Origin of the sequence: Spirillospora sp. CA-142024 (assembly GCF_050942325.1) — a bacterium.
Lineage (GTDB): Bacteria > Actinomycetota > Actinomycetes > Streptosporangiales > Streptosporangiaceae > Spirillospora.
Genome location: NZ_CP192077.1, coordinates 4,634,090 through 4,651,099 on the forward strand (window position 1 = coordinate 4,634,090; position 17,010 = coordinate 4,651,099).

Genomic DNA, 17,010 nt, shown 5'->3' on the forward strand with positions numbered 1-17,010 from the left:
CTGTCACCCCTCCTGACCGATCGTGCCGAGGGCCACGATGCGCTTCGCCTCCTCGATCGCGAACTCGAATCCGGCATCCGGGTCGCGCGACAGCCGCTCCGTGGCGATCGCGTGCGCGCTTACGCGAGGGTCGAGATCCGTCATCGCAGCACGCAGAATCGGCAGGATCACCTCACCGAGCGCGATCAGCGCCCGGCTGAGGCTCAGCTGCATAGCACGTTCACCGCGCCCCAGCTGTGTGGACAACACTGCGGCCAACCCGGGTTCTTCACCTTCGGGCACGAGCACGACCGCAGCCCGCCAGGCGCTCCGCGCCACCTCATCGTCGGCGTCGGACAGAAGCGCCTGTGTGATCGCCGGCCACGCTCGCCGATCCCCGATCTTGGACAGCGTGTGCAGCGCCTGGCTTCGTGCCTGCGCACGCTCCGAGCGGAGTTCATCGATGAGCTTTGGAACCGTCATCGATACCGAGTGGCGGGTAAGGGCCCACGTGAGCATGTCGCGCACGTGAAATTCGGGCTCGATCGCGCACCGTTCGATGAGCTTGTCGATGAACCTCGGGTCGGGGGCCGTGCCGACCGCCAGCGCGGCCCGCAGCCGCACCGACGAGTTGCTGTTCTCAAGTCCCCGGAAAACCCGAACCGCATCCGCGTCCTGTTCCGCCATGGTCACCGGACCACCTCCTCGGCTGCAGTGAAGACCTTGTCACTGTGTCAAGGTCAAGCAGCGGGACGCCGTGGTGGTCGCCACCGTGATCAATTTCATCGCTACCTGCCGCACAGCAGACGCAGGTGGTGCGGCCGACGGAGAGGAACTCCATCAGTTTGGGGATGTAACCGCCGGTGGCGGGCAGCGAGCGCGGGTCGGCGGCCTTTGATCTTGCCGCCGGAGCAGGGGGCGGGTTTGGGTCGGTGAGGGGCTCGTACGTTCCCGGGGCATGCCCTTCGTTTCTCGCCGCTACGCCGTCACCTGCGTCGACGCACGCTCGGGGTTGCGGCCGTTCCACGACTCGGCCGCCGAGGGACGAGGGCTCCGAGCCGGCTCGCCGGGCCGGGTCACTGGGCGGTGTACCCGCCGTCGACGGGGAGCGCGACGCCGGTGACGTAGCTCGCGCCGGGGCTGCACAGCCACAGCACGGCCTGGGCGATCTCTTCGGCGGTGCCTAGCCGGTCGATGGCCTGGCCCGCCTCCGCTTGGCCGCGGTCGAGTTCTCCGCCCGCGACCATGGCGTCGACCATGGGGGTGCTGATGGTGCCGGGGCAGACGGCGTTGATGCGGACGCCGCGCGGGCCGTATTCGAGGGCGGCGCTCCGGGTCAGGCCGATGACGCCGTGTTTGGAGGCGTGGTAGGCGGCGCGGCCTGGGTTGCCGACCAGGCCGCCGAGGGAGGAGCAGTTGACGATGGCTCCGCTGCCCTGGGCGCGCATGTGGCGCAGTTGGTGCTTCATGCTTGCCCAGATGCCGCGCAGGTTGACGGCGTTGACGCGGTCGAACTGGTCGGCGTCCTCCTCGGCGGCGTCGGTGGGCGGGACCATGATGCCGGCGTTGTTGTAGGCCATGTCGAGCCGTCCGAACGCCGCCACGGTGCGGTCGACGGCGGCGGCGACCTGGTCTTCGCAGGTGACGTCGCAGATCAGGGCGAGGACCTGGTGCCCGGCGCCGGTGAGGTCCTTCGCAGCCTGCTCGACGGCGTTGTCGTCGATGTCGGCGAGGCCGACGGCGGCACCGGAGGCGGCGAAGGCGCGGGCGGCGGCCAGCCCCATGCCGGAGGATGCGCCGGTGACGAAGGCGACCTGGCCGGTGAAGTCGTAGGCGGGGTTCATGCGGTGTCTCTCCTGACGGAGGTGCGCGGACTGGGGCCTGGATCGGGTCAGGGGGCGGCCTGGATGATGACGCGCTCGGCCTTGGCGAGCTGATCGGCGCCGGCGTCGATGTGGCCGAGGATCAGCAGGTCGGGGGAGGCGGCGGGGCCGTCGCGGTAGAAGAGGGCGAGGTTGCCCCACGGCGCGAAGTAGGCGATGTCCCCGGCCTTGGCCGCGGCCGGTCCGGGGGCGCCGTCGGTGGTCAGCTTGCGCGGTGGATAGCCGATCCGCTCGGTGCCGTGGAAGTCCTCCAGGTCCAGGGTGAGCGGGAGCAGGGAGGCCAGGTCACGGGCGGCCGGGCTGCCGTTCAGGGTGGCGTCGAAGGGCTGCCCATCGAGGGTGACACGAATGTCCACAGCGGTGTTCCTCTCAGACGGTGCCGAGGGTGTCTCGCCCGGCGCGGTCGGCCGGCGGGTCGAAACGGACGGCTCGGAGGACGGCACCGACTCGCCGCTGCTGCAGGCCGTCGCGGCCACGGCCAGTGCCATCGCGGCGGCAAGACGAAGAGGGGCACGCGGCATGGGCGGTCTGTGCTCCTTTCATCATGTCAGCGGCTCGGCTCGTGCTCGCAGAGCGGGGTCAGGCGGTGGCCGGGGCGGCGGCGTACTCGGCGTCGGTGACGGGGGTCAGCCAGTGCACGACGTCGTGGTCGGCGTCGCCTTCGTTGATGGCCAGGTGGACCATCAGCCGGTTCGGCGCGGCGCCGTGCCAGTGCTCCTCATCGGCCTCGAACAGGACGCGGTCACCGGGACGGATGACCTCGACCGGCCCGCCCCGGCGCTGGCACAGGCCGATCCCTTCGGTGACGAAGACGGTCTGGCCCAGCGGGTGGCGGTGCCAGTGGGTGCGCGCGCCGGGCATGAAATGCACCAGGCCGGCGCTGACCCGGGACGGGGCGGGCGCCGCGGCGACGGCGTCGATGTAGACCTCGCCGGTGAACCACTCTGCGGGGCCTTTGGCCGTGTCGATCGAGCTTCGCGTGATCTGCATGGTCGTTCCTGTCGGTGAGCGTCAAGTGGGGTGAGCTGACGGAGCCCGTGCGCGGGTGCGGACGGGGTCAGGGCTGCAGGAGGGCCTTGATGGCGCGGCGCTCGTCCATCGCCCGGTAGCCCTCGGCGACCTGGTCGAGGGGAAGGGTGAGGTCGAAGACCTTGCCCGGGTCGATGGCGCCGGTCAGGACCCGGTCGATCAGGTCGGGCAGGTAGCGGCGTACCGGAGCCGGGCCGCCGCGCAGGCCGACGTGGGAGAAGAACAGCTCCTGCCCGTCGATCGCGACATCGTGGGGGACGCCGACGAAGCCGACGTTGCCGCCCGGGCGGGCCGAGTGCAGGGCTTGGTGCATCGCCTGGGCGGTGCCGACGCACTCCAGCACGCTGTCGGCGCCGATCCCGCCGGTCAGCTCCTTGATTCGGGCCACACCGTCCTCGCCGCGCTCGGTGACGATGTCGGTCGCGCCGAACTCGCGGGCCAGTTTCTGGCGGGGCTCGTGCCGGGACATGACGATGATCTGTTCGGCACCCATCTCCTTGGCCGCGATCACCGCGCACAGGCCGACCGCGCCGTCGCCGACGACCACGGCGGTGGAGCCGGGCTCGACCTCGGCGGCGTCGGCGGCCCACCAACCGGTGCCCATCACATCCGAAACCGCCAGCAGGCCCGGCCAGAACTCCTCACCGGGAATGCCATCGGTGGCCACGAGCGTGCCCTGGGCGTTGGGGATGCGGACGTAGTCGGCCTGGCAGGTGCTCATGAACTCGCGGTTCAGGCAGTTGGACGGGAAGCCGTTGCGGCAATTGGCGCAAGTGTTGTCCGAGGTCGCGAACGACCCGACGACGAACTGGCCGGGCCTCACCGCGGTCACCTCGGATCCGACCTCCTCCACGAAGCCGACGTACTCGTGCCCCATCGGATGCGCCGCATCGGTCGGCTCCGCACCGCGGTAAGGCCACAGGTCCGAGCCGCACACGCAGGTCACCGCGGTGCGGATGATCGCGTCGGTGGGGTGGAGGATCTTCGGGTCGTCCAGGGTCTCCAAACGGATATCGCCGGGGGCGTGGATCACTGCTCCGCGCATGAAAAGGTTCCTTTGCTTCCATGGCGTGCCCGGCAGAGAGGTACGGGCCGCGCCGAGTGCGGATATATGCCCGGAGCACCAAGTGGCGGACCCCGGGGCCGAGCGCGGGGCCCCTCCCGCAACGGGCTTCAGCTGCGGCAGGAGCACCTCGACCTCCAGGTAACCGCCTCTTGGCGCACGCAGCGAGACACCATCAAGGGGTGTACCGGCAGTACACCCCTCCGGCTGCGGGCAGCGCGTAGCGTCGAGGTGTGGACAACCGTGACGAGGTCCGCGAGTTCCTGACCTCGCGGCGCGCAAAGATCACCCCCGAGCAGGCCGGGCTGCCATCCGGTTCCCGGCGCCGGGTGCCGGGGCTGCGCCGCAGCGAGGTCGCCGCCCTGGCCGACATGAGCGTCGAGTACTACGCCAAACTCGAACGCGGCAACCTCGCCGGCGTCTCCCCGTCCGTCCTGGAATCCCTCGCCCGCGCCCTCCGGCTCGACGACGCCGAACGCGCCCACCTGCTGAACCTGGCCCAGGCCGCCGACGGCTCCGACGCCCTCACCCGCCCCCGCCGCCGGCGCAGCAAAGACCAATGGAAGCCGCACCGCAGCCTGCAATGGACCCTGGACGCCATCACCGCAGGGCCGGCGTTCGTCCGCAACGGCCGCATGGACATCCTCGCCACCAACCAGCTCGCCCGCGCCTTCTACACCGACGTCTACGCCGCACCCTGCAACCAGGCGAACCTGGCCCGCTTCAACTTCCTCGACCCCGCATCCCACCGCTTCTACCCCGACTGGGACCAGGCCGCCGACATCGCCGTCGCCATCCTGCGCACCGAAGCCGGCCGCAACCCCCACGACAAGGACCTGCACGACCTCGTCGGCGAACTGTCCACCCGCAGCGACGAATTCCGCACCCGCTGGAGCGCCCACAACGTCCGCCACCACGGCACAGGCACCAAACGCTTCCACCACCAGGCCGTCGGCGACCTCACCCTCGCCTACGAGGGCCTGGAGATGGCCGCCGAACCGGGCCTCACCCTCACCATCTACACCGCCCAGCCCGGATCCCCCTCCGAAGAAGGACTGCGCCTGCTCGCCTCCTGGGCCGCCACCCCTCAGACACCCTCGCCCGCACCACACTCCACCAGCTGACCACCCCACCCCAAGGGCACGAAGCGCACATCCTCGACGTCCTGCACAGCGATCGTCAGGCCCCGCACACGTCATCGCCGACCTCATGCCCGTCCCCCCGGCCGCGAGGATGTCCCGGCCCCGGAACTGCCGGTCACCTTGACATGCCCGGCAAGGTCGCCGACTTCCTCCGCGCCGCGGAACTGGAGTTCACCGAAAGAGCCACCCTCGACCACGGCGTCACTGTTCGGCGCGACCAGGGTTACACCCTGCGGGTCAGCACCCCAGGCGGTCCACAGTGAACCCCTTGCGCGCTGTCAGCGCCTCGCCGGACCCCTGAAGCGCCCCGGCCGCCGCGCAAGGCCAGCCGCAAGTACGAAACCCCCGTCAACACCCTCCCACCCTCCACAACGCGCTGAACCCGAGGCCAAGACCCCAGCAACGGCTCCCCGCACCCAGGATCAACACACCGCCTGAAGTGCTGGCGCCCATCGCCAATTCCTGCACTCAGCCTCGTCACGGGCCAGTCGGCCGCACGAGTGGACAGCGGGAACGTCTCTCCCTCCATACCGCAGGGCGCTCACCACCGGTCACGGCGTGCCCATCCAGAGGCGGCATTCAGAGTCGGTCGGTGTTCAACCCTGCACCCGTGGAGGCTTGTCTTATCGATAGATGATTTCTGTGGAGCCACCGTACATTTCGTTCTTATCCTTGAGCAGCCTTTTCATGGTGGAGGCGTCCTCAGGCAGGGCCTCCTCAAGGCGCGCCCACCCGGTGAAGACCACCCGCTGGGGGAGCGCGACGGAGGCCGTGATCATGTCCCGGAAGGCGCTCCAGTTCCGGCCGTAGTAGGGGCCGAAGTCCAGTTCGCGCTGCAACAGGCGGTGCAGACTCTGTGAGTCGGTCACCTGGGACAGGTCGATGGTGACCTCGGCGGGGGCCTCTGGGGCACTTCCATCTGCCCATACGGCGTCGGCGGCCTGTTCGGCGGATGGGAGGGGGACATCCATCTCGGCCAGCGCAACGGGAACCAGGTCGCCGATGGAGCGCGAGTCACTACCGTCCAATCCCGCCAGTTCCCGCAGCGCTTGGCCGTCGTGGCCGTCAGCCAGCCACTGGGCCGCCCACCAGGGGATGCGCCCGGTAGGTGCCAGCCCCAGGACGAATCACGCGGCAGCGGTCTGGGGCGAGGGTATGTCACCGGTCCCGTGCTGGTCAGTCATCGGCCACCACCAGGGGCGACGTTCCTGGCCACCCTGTCAATGAGAACGAGCTCATGAAACTCGCCGTGCAACCCACCCTAGCCATGAAATGCCGCTTCTCCCAGATCCCGGAGCCGGTAGATGCCATCGGCGGATCGTACCGGAAATCAGCTTCCTACAAGCCTTTCGGAAAACTGCTGTTGGAACGAGCAGTGTCCTTCGGTTCCGATTTCCGAGAGGTCGACGGTGCCCCGCCGGTGTCGCCAGTTCTATGATGCGGGCGATCAGTACCGATGCCGGGAGTATGCTGCGCGCGTGATCGAGAGAATCGAGTCCTCCGTCCGCCTGTGAGCGAGACGACCGAGCCCGGACCGCTCGGAGAACAGATGAGCCTGTACGACCACTCTGTGCGGCTCCTTCGGCTTCACCCCGACGTGCCTCTGCCGGACGACGGCGATCCCTACCAAAACTGCGACGCGCATCGCCGATGAATCCAAGGCCGACGACCGACGGCGGCAGGGCGTCGCGGCGGCCGCCATCCTGGACGCGTTCTTCGCCCGGCCCGAGGCCACACCGGACGAGCTGACATGGGCCTTCCACGACGTGGACGTCCCTGTCCACTGCAACGACCACATCACCGCCGCGGCGTTGCGCGCGGACCGCGAACGCGTCCAGGAGGCAGGCCGCTGGCTGGTCCGCCACAGCCCCGACCAGTGCTCGACCATCATCGGCCTCGCCCTTCTCGCCGCCGACTGGAATAAGCAAGACATCGACCTGATAAAGCACATCGGCTTGCTGTCAGGCACCTTTTACACGGCGCTGGCCGCCCGGTGCTCGCCCCGGGGCTTGGTGGTGGACGCCAACGAGGTGTCGGTGCGGCACAACGAACTGGCGATCGGCAGGGGCGCGGGCGACGACACGCCGGAGACGTTGCACGTCCGCTTGGCAGGCCGAATGCGCTACGGCCGGCTCCACACCCCGCTGGCGGGCGCCGCGCCGGTGACGCAGCCGGGCGGTGGGCCTTGATATCCCGCCCGGTGTGCCTGCCGGGGGAGCCGGCGCCTACGGCGCCTCGACGGAGCCGGTGGTCGCGGTGTCGCGTGTTTGGCGCTGTGCGCTCAGTACAGAGTCGAGCAGGCCGGGGAACAGGGCGTCGAGGTCCTCTCTGCGCAGCCGGACCAGCCGGGACCGGCCCTGCACTTTCGTCCACGTGACGCCGGCCTCGCGCAGCACGCGGTAGTGGTGCGACAGCGTCGTCTGATGCACGTCGATTTCGGCGCCGATCGCGTTGCAGAAGTCCTCGCCCATCTGGTCCAGCCGCAGGACGAGGTCCAGCCGCACCGGATCGGCCAGAGCGCGCAGCACCTCCACCAGGCGGATGGCCTCGGTCGCCGGCTGTGACACCTCACGCATCGCCGCCCCCTGTGTTCCGCACACCCGCACACTACCAACGCATGGATACATGGACAAGCATCCATATATTGCCTAGGGTTCCGCTCGGTACTTCCGAGGTTCCTCTGGAAAGGCGGCACCACCCGGTGTTGAAGCGACTTCTTCCCCTGGCCCTGGCGACCTTTGCCGTCGGCACCGACGGTTACGTCATCGCGGGCCTGCTCCCCGCCATCGCCACCGACCTGCAGGTCTCCACTCCCGCCGCCGGGCAGCTGGTGACGGTGTTCGCCCTGGTGATGGCTCTGTCAGCACCCGTCATGGGCGCGCTCACCAGTGGACTGGACAGGCGGACCGCGCTGCTGATCGCGTTGAGCGTCTTCGTGGTCGGCAACGCCGTCACCGCCCTGGGCACCACCTATCGGGTAGTGATGATCGCTCGCATCGTCACCGCGGCCGGGGCGGGGATGATCAACTCCGCCGCCTCCAGCACCGCGGGGGCGATCGCACCCCCGGAACGCCGAGGCAGGGCACTGGCCTTCGTGCTGGGCGGCCTCACGTTGGCAACGGCGTTGGGTCTTCCGCTCGGCACGCTGATCGGCCGTACCGATTGGCACATCACCCTTTGGGCCGTCGCCGGGATCGGCCTCGTCGCGGTCCTGGGAATCGCCGCCGGCCTGCCCAAGGTGAGGCTCCCCGCCGCCTCACTGGGCGACCGGCTGCGCCCGCTCAAGCAGGGCCGAGTCCTCGCGCTGCTGGCCGTCACCGCGCTGGTCTTCCTTGGCGCCTACACCCTCTACACCTACATCGGCCCGGCACTACAGGATGCGACCGGCGGCTCCGAATCGCTGCTCACCGTCATCTTGCTGGCCTGGGGGATCGGCGTCCTCACCGGAAACATCATCGCCGGACGGCTGGTGGACCGGCACGACCCAGCGCACGTGTTGACCGGTCCCCTCATCATCGCCGCCATCGCCCTTGCCCTCACTTCGGTGGCGACCGCCACACTCGTGTCCACCCTGGCATGGGCCGCGATCTGGGGTGCGGCCCTGGGCGTCGTCGTCGTGCCCCAACAGCACCGGCTCATCGCCCTCAGCCCGGCCGCAGCACCGGTTCTTCTCGGCCTCAACTCCTCGGCCATCTACGTCGGGATAGGCCTCGGCGGCGGCCTGGGCGGAATGGCCCAGGAGTGGTTCGCCATCGTGCCCGCCGCGCTCGGGCTGCCGGCCGCCGGTGTCACGACCCTGGGGCTGCTCTACCACCTGACAACCGCACGCCACCGTGTGCCCGCAGCCCATCAGCCGACCCTGTCCACCTCGGAGAAGGCAGAAGCGTGACGCGCCGCCGGGGTCCGCGGAGAAGGCCGCCGGGCGAGGCTCCATGCCGGCGACCGTCCAGCCGCGCCTGTGGAGGTTCAGCTGATGAGCAGTCGAACGGGACGTTCACCGCCCGGGCACGGCAGTGCGGCCGGGGGAGAGGTCGTCTAACGCGGATTCACCCAGCTCGGCGCCCAGGTGCCGACGTCGTCGCGGCGGGCCGCTGTGTCGGCGAGGTGGGCGCGGAGGGTGGCCAGCGCTGGGTGGGGGTTGTCGCGGTGCCAGAGCAGCGAGTGCGGATACACGGGCGTGGGGTCGGTCACCGGGATACGGCGCAGGCCATGGTCGGCGGGCCACACGAGGCGGGTCTGCCCGCCCATGAACGTGGCCAGGGCAGGGGTGTCGGCGACGGTGTCGAGGAGCGCGTCGGAGCCGAAGTTGGGGCCGGTCGCCTCGATGGTGAGGCCGAACTCGGCGACGAGGTCGTCGTAGTAGGCGGCCCACTCGGTGCCGGCGACGAGGCCGGGCATCCAGATCCGGTGCCCGGCGAGCTCGGCGATGGTCACCGACCGGGCGCTCGCCAGCGCGTGGGCCGGTCCGGTGAGGAGCTGGAGCGGCTCGTCGAGCACCCGGACGGACTCGATGTCCTGCGGGAGGGGCCGGCCGGGCACGGCGACGGCGCGGAAGGACGCGTCGATCGCACCGGACCGGATGGCGGCGACGGCCGTCTCGATGTCGAACAGCATCACCACGTCGAGCTCGACCTCGGGGTGCGCGCGGTGGAAGCCGCGCATCAGGCCCGTCGCCGCGCCGCGCGAGGCGATCACGTCGACGCGCAGCGGACGGCGGCCGGTGCGCACGGACGCGACCGCGCGCTCGGCGACGCGCAGCAACTCGCGCGCGTGCGGCAGGAACGCCTGCCCGTCGATAGTGAGCTCGGCGCCGCGCGGGGTGCGGGTGAACAGCCGCACGCCGAGGTCGCGCTCCAGCGCGGCGATGCGCTTGGAGACGGCCTGCTGGGTGACCGCCAGCTCGGCGGCGGCCTCCTGGAACCGCCCCGCCTCGGCGGCGACGACGAAGGTCCGGACGATGTCGAGGTCCATGCCGATACCCTATAGACACAACCTCCAGTTGTAGCTGCATGGCCTCGTGGTTGTTTGACCCCTTGCAATACCGCTCGCTTTGATGCATTCGGACGCGGATCAGTTGTGCGGGTAAGCGGCGAGGGGCATCGGACATGAGGAGCGGGCACCGGCAGGGACAGCTGCTCGGGCATCGGCTGGGACGGCCGTTCGGGTGGCTCTGGGCAGCGTACGGGACCAGCGCGCTCGGCACATGGCTCGCCTTCGGCGCGTTCCCGCTGATCGCCATCCAGGTGCTGCACGCCGGACCGGCCGAGGTCGCCGCACTCTCCTCCGCGGGGACGGCGGTAGGCGCGGCCATGGCGGTGCCGCTCGGCCCGTGGGTGGAGTTCCGCCGCAAGCGGCCGATGCTGATCGCGATGGACCTGGCACGGTTCGCGGCGCTGCTGACGATCCCCACCGCGTTCGCGTTCGGCGTGCTCACCTTCCTCCAGCTCCTGCTGGTCTCGGTCGTCGTCGCGGCGGCCGACATCACCTTCCGTGCCGCCTCGGGCGCTTACCTGAAGACACTGCTGCCGGCCGAGGACCTGCTCGTCGCCAACGCCCGATTCGAGTCCACGGCCTGGACGACCACGGTGATCGGACCCCCGCTGGGCGGCGTGGCGATCGGGCTCCTCGGTCCGGTGGCGACGGTGCTGGCCGACGCGGTCAGCTACCTGCTCTCGGCCCTGGGCATCCGCGCGATGGGCGGGCACGAGCCGCGGCCCGAACGCCGGGAGGCCGCACGCATGCGGGCCGGGGACCTGCTCGACGGCTGGCGGTACATCCTCGCCGACGCGGCGCTGCGCCGGCTGTTCTTCAACACCGTCCTGTTCAACGGCCTGGTGATGGCCGCCCAACCGCTGCTGGCCGTCCTGATGCTCGGCCGACTCGGGTTCACGCCATGGCAGTACGGCCTCGCCTTCGCGGCGCCCGCGATCGGCGGGCTGGTCGGCTCGCGGCTGGCCCGACCGCTCGTCACCCGGCTCGGGCAGCACCGGGTCCTGGTCGCGGCCGGGGCGCTGCGCGCCCTTTGGCCCGTCGGCCTGGCCTTCCTGGGGCCGGGAACCGGAGGGCTGCTGCTGGTGATCGGCGTCGAGCTCGGGCTCATCTTCTGCTGCGGGGTCTTCAATCCCGTCTCCGCCACCTACCGCCTTGAGCGCACCGCGACCGACCGGGTCACCCGGACGCTGTCCGCCTGGGCGGTGACGACCAAGGCCTCGACCGCACTCCTGACCGCCGTCTGGGGGGTGCTGGGCGGGCTGCTCGGCCCGCGTACGGCCATCGGCCTGGCCGGCGTGCTCCTCCTGGCGACCCCGCTGCTCCTTCCTCGCCGCGCGGCGGCACCTGTCTCGTCCGAGCCGGACCCGGCAACCACCCGCGCCTGACAACCATTGCCGGTCAGCCCCTGGCCGGCAGGACGGCGCGGGCCACGGCGTCGCGTTCGGCCGCCTCGCGTTCGGCGGCCGCCTGCTCCGCGGCGGCTCGGCGGTCGTAGGCGGCGCGGGCCGCGGCGATGGCGTTCTGGTGTTCCTCGGTCCAGACGACCAGGGCGCGGATGGTGCTGTGAAGCGTCGCGCCCATCGGCGTCAGCGCGTAGTCCACACGCGGCGGGACGGTCGGGTGCACCGTCCGGCTCACCAGCCCGTCGCGTTCCAGATGCCGCAGAGTGCGGGTCAGCATCCGCTGGCTGACCCCGTCGATCGCGCGGCGCAACTCGGTGAACCGCAGGCTGCGCTTGTCCAGCAGCGCGATCACCAGGAGCGACCACTTGTCGGCGACGCGGTCGAGGATCTGCCGCACCTCGCAGTCGGCGCGCTGGTCCCACTGGAGAACGTCGTCGTCTACGCCGGTATCCGCGCAGTAACCGAGGGACTCGAGAGTGCCGTCTTCCATGATCACTGATGGTGCCTGACGATGCTGTCGGTTACAAGAGGGAACCGGCAGGCACTCGGGGAACCACCCCGGGACCGGTTCCCGCGACAAGAGGAAGCCGGGTACCGATGTCCGATTCCGTCAATGGAGCCGATGGGCCGGCCCGCCTTGCGGGGCGTGCGTGGGGCGTCCTGCTGGTGCTGTGCGGCGCGATCTTCCTGGAGGGGATCGACGTGGCGATGCTCAATCTGGCGCTGCCGTCGATCCGCGCCGACCTGGGCCTGTCCACCGGGATGCTCAGCGGGGTCGTCAGCGCCTACGTGCTGGGCTACGGCGGGTTCATGCTGCTGGGCGGACGCGCCGCCGACCTGCTCGGCCACCGCCGGATGTTCCTGCTGTGGCTGGCGGTCTTCCTGGTCTTCTCCGGGCTCGGCGGGCTCGCCACCGAGGGCTGGACGCTGCTGGTCGCCCGGTTCGTCACGGGGGTCGCGGCCGCCTTCATGGCCCCCGCCGGGCTGGCGCTGGTCACATCCAACTTTCCGGAGGGGCCGGCGCGCACCAAAGCGCTCGGGGTGTACGCGGGGACGGCGGCGGGCGGGTTCTCACTCGGCGTGGTCGCGGGCGGCGCGCTCGCCTCGTTCGGCTGGCGATGGGTGTTCTTCGCACCGGTCATCCTGTCGGCGCTGATCCTGGTGGCGGCCCTGGCCCTCGTCCGCGACACGGCCGGCAAGCGCCCCTCGGGCGGTTTCGACCTGGCGGGGGCGTTCACCATAACCGGAGCGATGCTGCTGCTGGTGTACGGGGTGGTCCGGCTGGAGCACGCAGGCGACGGCCCCGGTCTGACCGCCGGCGTGTTCGCCGCAGGACTCGCTCTGCTGGGGCTGTTCACCGCGGTCGAGCAGCGGTCTTCGTCCCCACTTCTGCGGATGGGCATCCTGCGGACGGGGCCGCTGGTGCGCGTGAACGTGGCCGCGCTGCTGTTCCTGGCCGCGTTCGCGGGCTTCCAGTTCCTGGCCACCCTGTACTTCCAGGAGCTGCGCGGCTGGAACACGATGCAGACCGGCATGGCCATGCTGGTGATCGGCATCGACACCGTTCTCGCGCCCGTCCTGACGCCGCGCCTGGTGAACCGCTTCGGCAACACCCGCGTGCTGTTCGGCGGCATCGTGCTCGCCGCGGCCGCGTACGCGCTGTTCCTTCCCGTCGGTATGGACTGGACCTACGCAGCCATGCTCCCGGCGCTGCTCCTGCTCGGGCTGGCCTTCTCCCTGGCGTACGGTCCGCTGACCATGGCAGCCACTGACGGCGTCGCCGAGGACGAGCATGGCTTGGCGGGCGGCCTGCTCTACACCTCCATGCAGTTCGGCACAGCGCTCGGGCTGTCGGCCGTCACCGCCGTCAGCGTCGCCGCCGGCTCGGGCCTGGACGCCCTGCGCACCGCGCTGATCGTTCCCGTGACGGCGGCGGTGCTCGGCGCGACCGTCATCGCGTTCGGCCTCCGTGCGCCCGCCGTACCGGACGACACGCCACCGGACGCGACCACCCCGGCCAGGTCCACCACGACCGCCGCCTGAGAAGAGGACCGATGGTGCGGCTTCGCTGGGCTGTCGAGATCACCAGCGGCGGCGCCGTCCCACTGCCGGCTTGCGCCGCTTCCTTGAGGCCGGGGAATCCGTGTATCGCGGGCGCATCGAAAAACGCATACGCCCGCGATATTGTCCTCCGGCTTCAATGCAGGCATGGACCACGGCGCATCATTGTCAGCTCCAGCCCGTCGTACACGCAGGATCGTGATCGTCAGTCTGGCGATCCTCGGTGCGGCGATCGCTGTGTTCGGCCCGGCCGACACGGTGTTGAAGATCCTCTACATGCCGATCCGCAGGCCAGGGTGGTACGTCTTGGTCGGCACGTTCAACGGCGTGGCACTCATCACGGTGGCCGCACTGCCGTTCGCCGCGCTGGCGGTGTGGGCTCTGGCACGCCGTCGGAGTGCCGCCGGAGTCACATCGGCCTGGCAGATGTCGCTGGCCGAGGTCGGCATCGTCTACGGGACGGTGCCGTGGGTCTGGATGATCATGCTGCCGGGCGACGAGGCCGGCGCCGTCGTGAGCCTGGTACCGCTGCGGGACCTGCTCACGATGGATACGGGCCAGATCGTGGGCAACCTTCTGGTGTTCGCGGCGCTGGGGTTTCTCGCCCCGCTGCGCTTCGCGGCCCTGGCATCGGTACCGCGGATCCTGGCGCTCGCGGCAGGCTGCTCGGTCCTGGTCGAGGCCGCGCAGTACGTCCTGCGGCTGGACCGGGTGTCCTCCGTGGACGACGTACTGCTCAACACCGCCGGCGCCGGACTGGCCGCCCTGGCATCGCGCCGCTGGTGGCGCGCTACAGCCTGAGCGTCGTCAGACCGACCTTGACCGGCCCCGGTCAGCGTCCCTTGGGGGTGGCCGGGGCACACGCTGCGGCGGACTGCCACCTCGCCCTCGGGGCCGGCCCGCGAAGAGGATCGGACCGGATTTCGGTGGAGGTCCGACGGGCTTGGTGCGGTTGGCGGGGCTCTACGTTCCTGGACATACCAGTTGATTTCTTGTCGGACCAGCAGGGCGGTATCGGCGGTTTCGTGGTGAGGTGACGGTCGGCGGGCTGGAGCAGTCCTTCCGTCTGAATGCCAAGGCGCGGGCGATGGTGGCGAGCAGGCGGCGCCCGGCGACGAAGTCGGGCTGGGCGGTGTAGTGGGGGCATGGTCCGGATGCCGGGGACGTACCGCCGGACACTCCGCTGAAGGGTGCCGGCGGAGGTGGTCGAGTTCGCCGCCGAGCAGGCGGAGGTCGATCAGGCGTGCGCGCCAGCCTACCTGGCTCGGCCCAAGACCGCCTATGAGCATGCCTGGGAGATCCGCGACCTGCTGGGGTTGCCGGAGTGCGCCGACCGGGAGCAGGAGCAGGACGTGCAGGCGTTCATCGCGGGACGGGTATGGGCCTCGGCCGACGCCCGTCGTCCGACCCGGGCGGTGGTGTACGTGCCAGAGGCCGGGATCTTGCTGCCCGCTGTGATCACGACGCTGACCCGGCTGGTCAGCGAGGTGCGTCGGGCCGAGAACTTCCGGCTGCGCGTTCTGCTGGCCGAGCGGACGCCCGTCGAGATGGCTGTGGCGCTGCGCTGCCTGCTCCAGGTGCCGGAAGACCGGCGGGTGTCGGTGCGGGAACTGGAAGTGCGGCGGCAGACTGCGATGCTGCCGGCCACGGTCCGGCACTTGGGGGCGGCCTCGATCGACGATTCCCTGGACGTGCTCGGCCTTGGAACTTCGGTACAGCCGTTGGCGCCGGGAACCATCATGGTCGTTAGGCCTTCCGCTCGGGAAGCTGCGATGAGACCTAAGTAGCCCTGCATAGTAGTCACTACGGTCTGTGACCGGCGTTCGGGCGTGGAAATTGGCATGGTGCTCCATGTTGCGCTGCGGTTCGCAGACGGCCGGTTGCTGGTCGCCGACCCCGGCCTGGCCCGGGCGCTGGTGGTCGAGTCGGTCGCCTGCCCGGCGATCGGCAAGGTCCGGGGCCGAGTGGATGACGGCGTGGTCCAGCTGATGGAGGCGCTGGTGGCCGGGCGCCGCCCCGACCGCGGTGGTACCGCCGCGGTCGGGGCGGTTGTGCATCTGTCGGCCACCGCCATCGAGGAGGGCCGGGGCCTGTCCTCGATGAGCGGCGTCCTGATCGGCACCACCTACCGTCTGTTGTCGGCCGGACGTGACGGCGGGGGTGGTCGGCGGCTAGCTCAGATGCCGGGTGAAGAACCGCGCCGCGGGGTCCCCCTCGAACTGCGGGACGCCGGTGTGCCCGCCCATATTGGCGTGCAGCGTCTTCTCCTTGGAGCCGAAGGCGTCGAACAGGTCCAGGGCCGCCTGCCGGTCGTTCCCTTCGTCGTCCCACTGCAGCAGGACGTGCAGCGGAATGGTGACCTGCCGGGCCTCCTCGAACATGGTGCGGGGCACGAAACTCCCGGCGAACAGAACGGCGGCCGAAATGCGCGGCTCGACCACCGCCAGCCGGACGCCGATGGCGATCACTCCCCCCGAGTACCCGACCGGGCCGCCGATCTCGGGCAGCGAAAGGAGGGCGTCCAGGACGGCCTGCCACTCCGGGACCGCCTTTTCGACCAGCGGCAGGATGAGCCGGTCGACGATTTCCTCGTCGACCGGCTCGCCGGCCTCCAGCGTCCGCTGCAGGTCGGCGCGGGCCTGCTCGGCGGCGGCCGAGCGGGGCCGGTCACCGCTTCCGGGGAGCTCGATGGTGGCCGCGGCGAAGCCGTCCGCCGCGGAGTGCCGGGCCCTGGCCACCAGTCGGGGGTACATCCTCTGCAGTCCGCCGGGGTGGCCGATCAGGATCAGCTGCGCCGGTGCGGATGCGGATGCGGGCGTCCACAGGATGCCGGGGATCTCGCCAAGGGTGAATTCGCGTTCGAGGACGCCGTCGTCGAGGCGCTGCTCGGAGGTGAATTGCATGGTCGTGCCTTTCGGGAGTGCTCTGAACGGCGCTCCCGGACGACCTATCGTCCGACCGTGACCCCAGAGGGGAGCACCCATGTCGATACTGTGTTCACGGGTACCACCTCCTCGTTCTCTGGCACGGCCTCCGGCAAAGTAGCAGTGGTCGTCGTGGTTCGCCAACGGGTTTTACTGAGGCTCCGTGGCCGGATGCCACGGAGCCACTCGCCTAAGGGCCAAGGCCGTGTGGATAAGCGCTTCGGCCTGTGACGTGATCGCGGCGTGGCGAAAACTGAACACTACGCAGAGCTACTCGGTGCCTCATCGGCTTCCCGAGTGGAGCGTCGTTTGGTGCATGATCCGCTCGTTCGCTGAGGTCCGGTCGTGCCGGTGGAGTTTCTGGAAGATGAGCAAGCCAAGGCGTACGCGACGTTCGCCGATGGCCGCGCAGCTCGGCGTCGAGGTGCGGTACACCGAGCGTCCGAAGACGCTGTTCAACCAGGCGGTGGGCTGGCTGCGCCGTCACCGGGCGCTGCCGGCGGACGGAGTGTGCTGGCCCGGCAGGTGTTGGAG

General features: G+C 70.2%; 18 protein-coding genes. 8 read left to right on the forward strand and 10 right to left on the reverse strand.

What is annotated here, in order from left to right; all coding sequences use genetic code 11:
• Nucleotides 1-3 precede the first annotated feature (3 nt).
• The 5 genes from ACQPZP_RS22285 to ACQPZP_RS22305 all read right to left on the reverse strand — a co-directional run bounded on the left by ACQPZP_RS22285 (nucleotide 4) and on the right by ACQPZP_RS22305 (nucleotide 3,936).
• A complete protein-coding gene (locus ACQPZP_RS22285; RefSeq protein WP_433479653.1) occupies nucleotides 4-666 on the reverse strand; it encodes a HEAT repeat domain-containing protein in 663 nt (220 codons plus the stop codon).
• 389 nt (nucleotides 667-1,055) lie between these two features.
• The gene (locus ACQPZP_RS22290) at nucleotides 1,056-1,823 is read right to left on the reverse strand and encodes an SDR family NAD(P)-dependent oxidoreductase (RefSeq protein ID WP_433479528.1); all 768 of its coding nucleotides are present in this window, start codon (nucleotides 1,821-1,823) and stop codon (nucleotides 1,056-1,058) included.
• 47 nt (nucleotides 1,824-1,870) lie between these two features.
• Nucleotides 1,871-2,218, reverse strand: a complete 348-nt coding sequence (locus ACQPZP_RS22295; RefSeq protein WP_433479529.1) for a cyclophilin-like fold protein — start codon at nucleotides 2,216-2,218, stop codon at nucleotides 1,871-1,873.
• A 223-nt stretch (nucleotides 2,219-2,441) separates the two neighbouring features.
• A complete protein-coding gene (locus tag ACQPZP_RS22300; protein WP_433479530.1) occupies nucleotides 2,442-2,852 on the reverse strand; it encodes a (R)-mandelonitrile lyase in 411 nt (136 codons plus the stop codon).
• Nucleotides 2,853-2,919: 67 nt separating this feature from the next.
• Complete coding sequence (locus ACQPZP_RS22305; protein ID WP_433471674.1) at nucleotides 2,920-3,936, reverse strand: zinc-dependent alcohol dehydrogenase family protein; 1,017 nt, start codon at nucleotides 3,934-3,936, stop codon at nucleotides 2,920-2,922.
• A gap of 251 nt (nucleotides 3,937-4,187) precedes the next feature.
• Here ACQPZP_RS22305 and ACQPZP_RS22310 point away from each other — a divergent pair, with 251 nt between their 5' ends.
• Together ACQPZP_RS22310 and ACQPZP_RS22315 are read left to right on the forward strand one after the other, a co-directional pair.
• A complete protein-coding gene (locus tag ACQPZP_RS22310; RefSeq protein ID WP_433471675.1) occupies nucleotides 4,188-5,078 on the forward strand; it encodes a helix-turn-helix transcriptional regulator in 891 nt (296 codons plus the stop codon).
• Between the two features lie 143 nt (nucleotides 5,079-5,221).
• Nucleotides 5,222-5,359: a hypothetical protein gene (locus ACQPZP_RS22315; protein WP_433471676.1), complete on the forward strand. Its 138-nt coding sequence runs from the start codon at nucleotides 5,222-5,224 to the stop codon at nucleotides 5,357-5,359.
• Between the two features lie 360 nt (nucleotides 5,360-5,719).
• Here the strand turns inward: ACQPZP_RS22315 and ACQPZP_RS22320 are convergent, their stop codons facing one another.
• Nucleotides 5,720-6,124 (reverse strand): barstar family protein, encoded by a 405-nt coding sequence (locus tag ACQPZP_RS22320; protein WP_433471677.1) that lies wholly within the window; start codon nucleotides 6,122-6,124, stop codon nucleotides 5,720-5,722.
• A gap of 738 nt (nucleotides 6,125-6,862) precedes the next feature.
• Between ACQPZP_RS22320 and ACQPZP_RS22325 the strand changes: the two genes are divergently transcribed.
• The gene (locus ACQPZP_RS22325; protein WP_433471678.1) at nucleotides 6,863-7,285 is read left to right on the forward strand and encodes a hypothetical protein; all 423 of its coding nucleotides are present in this window, start codon (nucleotides 6,863-6,865) and stop codon (nucleotides 7,283-7,285) included.
• Between the two features lie 36 nt (nucleotides 7,286-7,321).
• On the opposite strand, the gene ACQPZP_RS22330 is transcribed toward ACQPZP_RS22325, so the two are convergent.
• Nucleotides 7,322-7,672, reverse strand: coding sequence for an ArsR/SmtB family transcription factor (locus ACQPZP_RS22330; protein ID WP_433471679.1), 351 nt, complete (start codon nucleotides 7,670-7,672; stop codon nucleotides 7,322-7,324).
• Between the two features lie 125 nt (nucleotides 7,673-7,797).
• On the opposite strand from ACQPZP_RS22330, the gene ACQPZP_RS22335 reads away from it, so the two are divergent.
• Complete coding sequence (locus ACQPZP_RS22335; RefSeq protein ID WP_433471680.1) at nucleotides 7,798-8,985, forward strand: MFS transporter; 1,188 nt, start codon at nucleotides 7,798-7,800, stop codon at nucleotides 8,983-8,985.
• 146 nt (nucleotides 8,986-9,131) lie between these two features.
• Here the strand turns inward: ACQPZP_RS22335 and ACQPZP_RS22340 are convergent, their stop codons facing one another.
• Nucleotides 9,132-10,067, reverse strand: a complete 936-nt coding sequence (locus tag ACQPZP_RS22340; protein WP_433471681.1) for a LysR family transcriptional regulator — start codon at nucleotides 10,065-10,067, stop codon at nucleotides 9,132-9,134.
• A 134-nt stretch (nucleotides 10,068-10,201) separates the two neighbouring features.
• On the opposite strand from ACQPZP_RS22340, the gene ACQPZP_RS22345 reads away from it, so the two are divergent.
• Nucleotides 10,202-11,473: an MFS transporter gene (locus ACQPZP_RS22345; RefSeq protein WP_433471682.1), complete on the forward strand. Its 1,272-nt coding sequence runs from the start codon at nucleotides 10,202-10,204 to the stop codon at nucleotides 11,471-11,473.
• Nucleotides 11,474-11,486: 13 nt separating this feature from the next.
• Here ACQPZP_RS22345 and ACQPZP_RS22350 read toward each other — a convergent pair whose 3' ends face one another.
• Complete coding sequence (locus ACQPZP_RS22350; RefSeq protein ID WP_433471683.1) at nucleotides 11,487-11,981, reverse strand: winged helix-turn-helix transcriptional regulator; 495 nt, start codon at nucleotides 11,979-11,981, stop codon at nucleotides 11,487-11,489.
• 107 nt (nucleotides 11,982-12,088) lie between these two features.
• Here ACQPZP_RS22350 and ACQPZP_RS22355 point away from each other — a divergent pair, with 107 nt between their 5' ends.
• From ACQPZP_RS22355 to ACQPZP_RS22365, 3 genes are all read left to right on the forward strand, one after another.
• Complete coding sequence (locus tag ACQPZP_RS22355) at nucleotides 12,089-13,534, forward strand: MFS transporter (RefSeq protein WP_433471684.1); 1,446 nt, start codon at nucleotides 12,089-12,091, stop codon at nucleotides 13,532-13,534.
• Nucleotides 13,535-13,750: 216 nt separating this feature from the next.
• Nucleotides 13,751-14,353: a VanZ family protein gene (locus ACQPZP_RS22360; protein ID WP_433471685.1), complete on the forward strand. Its 603-nt coding sequence runs from the start codon at nucleotides 13,751-13,753 to the stop codon at nucleotides 14,351-14,353.
• 401 nt (nucleotides 14,354-14,754) lie between these two features.
• Complete coding sequence (locus ACQPZP_RS22365) at nucleotides 14,755-15,339, forward strand: DUF4158 domain-containing protein (protein WP_433471686.1); 585 nt, start codon at nucleotides 14,755-14,757, stop codon at nucleotides 15,337-15,339.
• Between the two features lie 384 nt (nucleotides 15,340-15,723).
• On the opposite strand, the gene ACQPZP_RS22370 is transcribed toward ACQPZP_RS22365, so the two are convergent.
• Nucleotides 15,724-16,455 carry a dienelactone hydrolase family protein gene (locus tag ACQPZP_RS22370; protein ID WP_433471687.1) on the reverse strand — a complete coding sequence of 244 codons (732 nt, stop codon included), beginning with the start codon at nucleotides 16,453-16,455 and terminating at the stop codon, nucleotides 15,724-15,726.
• Nucleotides 16,456-17,010: the final 555 nt, after the last annotated feature.

Excerpts from the sequence above, each read along its gene's own strand:
- ACQPZP_RS22285 (WP_433479653.1), bottom strand. The coding sequence starts at position 666 with ATGGCGGAACAGGACGCGGATGCGGTTCGGGTTTTCCGGGGACTTGAG.
- ACQPZP_RS22290 (WP_433479528.1), bottom strand. The coding sequence starts at position 1,823 with ATGAACCCCGCCTACGACTTCACCGGCCAGGTCGCCTTCGTCACCGGC.
- ACQPZP_RS22300 (WP_433479530.1), bottom strand. The coding sequence starts at position 2,852 with ATGCAGATCACGCGAAGCTCGATCGACACGGCCAAAGGCCCCGCAGAG.
- ACQPZP_RS22305 (WP_433471674.1), bottom strand. The coding sequence starts at position 3,936 with ATGCGCGGAGCAGTGATCCACGCCCCCGGCGATATCCGTTTGGAGACC.
- ACQPZP_RS22315 (WP_433471676.1), top strand. The coding sequence starts at position 5,222 with ATGCCCGGCAAGGTCGCCGACTTCCTCCGCGCCGCGGAACTGGAGTTC.
- ACQPZP_RS22330 (WP_433471679.1), bottom strand. The coding sequence starts at position 7,672 with ATGCGTGAGGTGTCACAGCCGGCGACCGAGGCCATCCGCCTGGTGGAG.
- ACQPZP_RS22340 (WP_433471681.1), bottom strand. The coding sequence starts at position 10,067 with ATGGACCTCGACATCGTCCGGACCTTCGTCGTCGCCGCCGAGGCGGGG.
- ACQPZP_RS22345 (WP_433471682.1), top strand. The coding sequence starts at position 10,202 with ATGAGGAGCGGGCACCGGCAGGGACAGCTGCTCGGGCATCGGCTGGGA.
- ACQPZP_RS22350 (WP_433471683.1), bottom strand. The coding sequence starts at position 11,981 with ATGGAAGACGGCACTCTCGAGTCCCTCGGTTACTGCGCGGATACCGGC.
- ACQPZP_RS22355 (WP_433471684.1), top strand. The coding sequence starts at position 12,089 with ATGTCCGATTCCGTCAATGGAGCCGATGGGCCGGCCCGCCTTGCGGGG.
- ACQPZP_RS22370 (WP_433471687.1), bottom strand. The coding sequence starts at position 16,455 with ATGCAATTCACCTCCGAGCAGCGCCTCGACGACGGCGTCCTCGAACGC.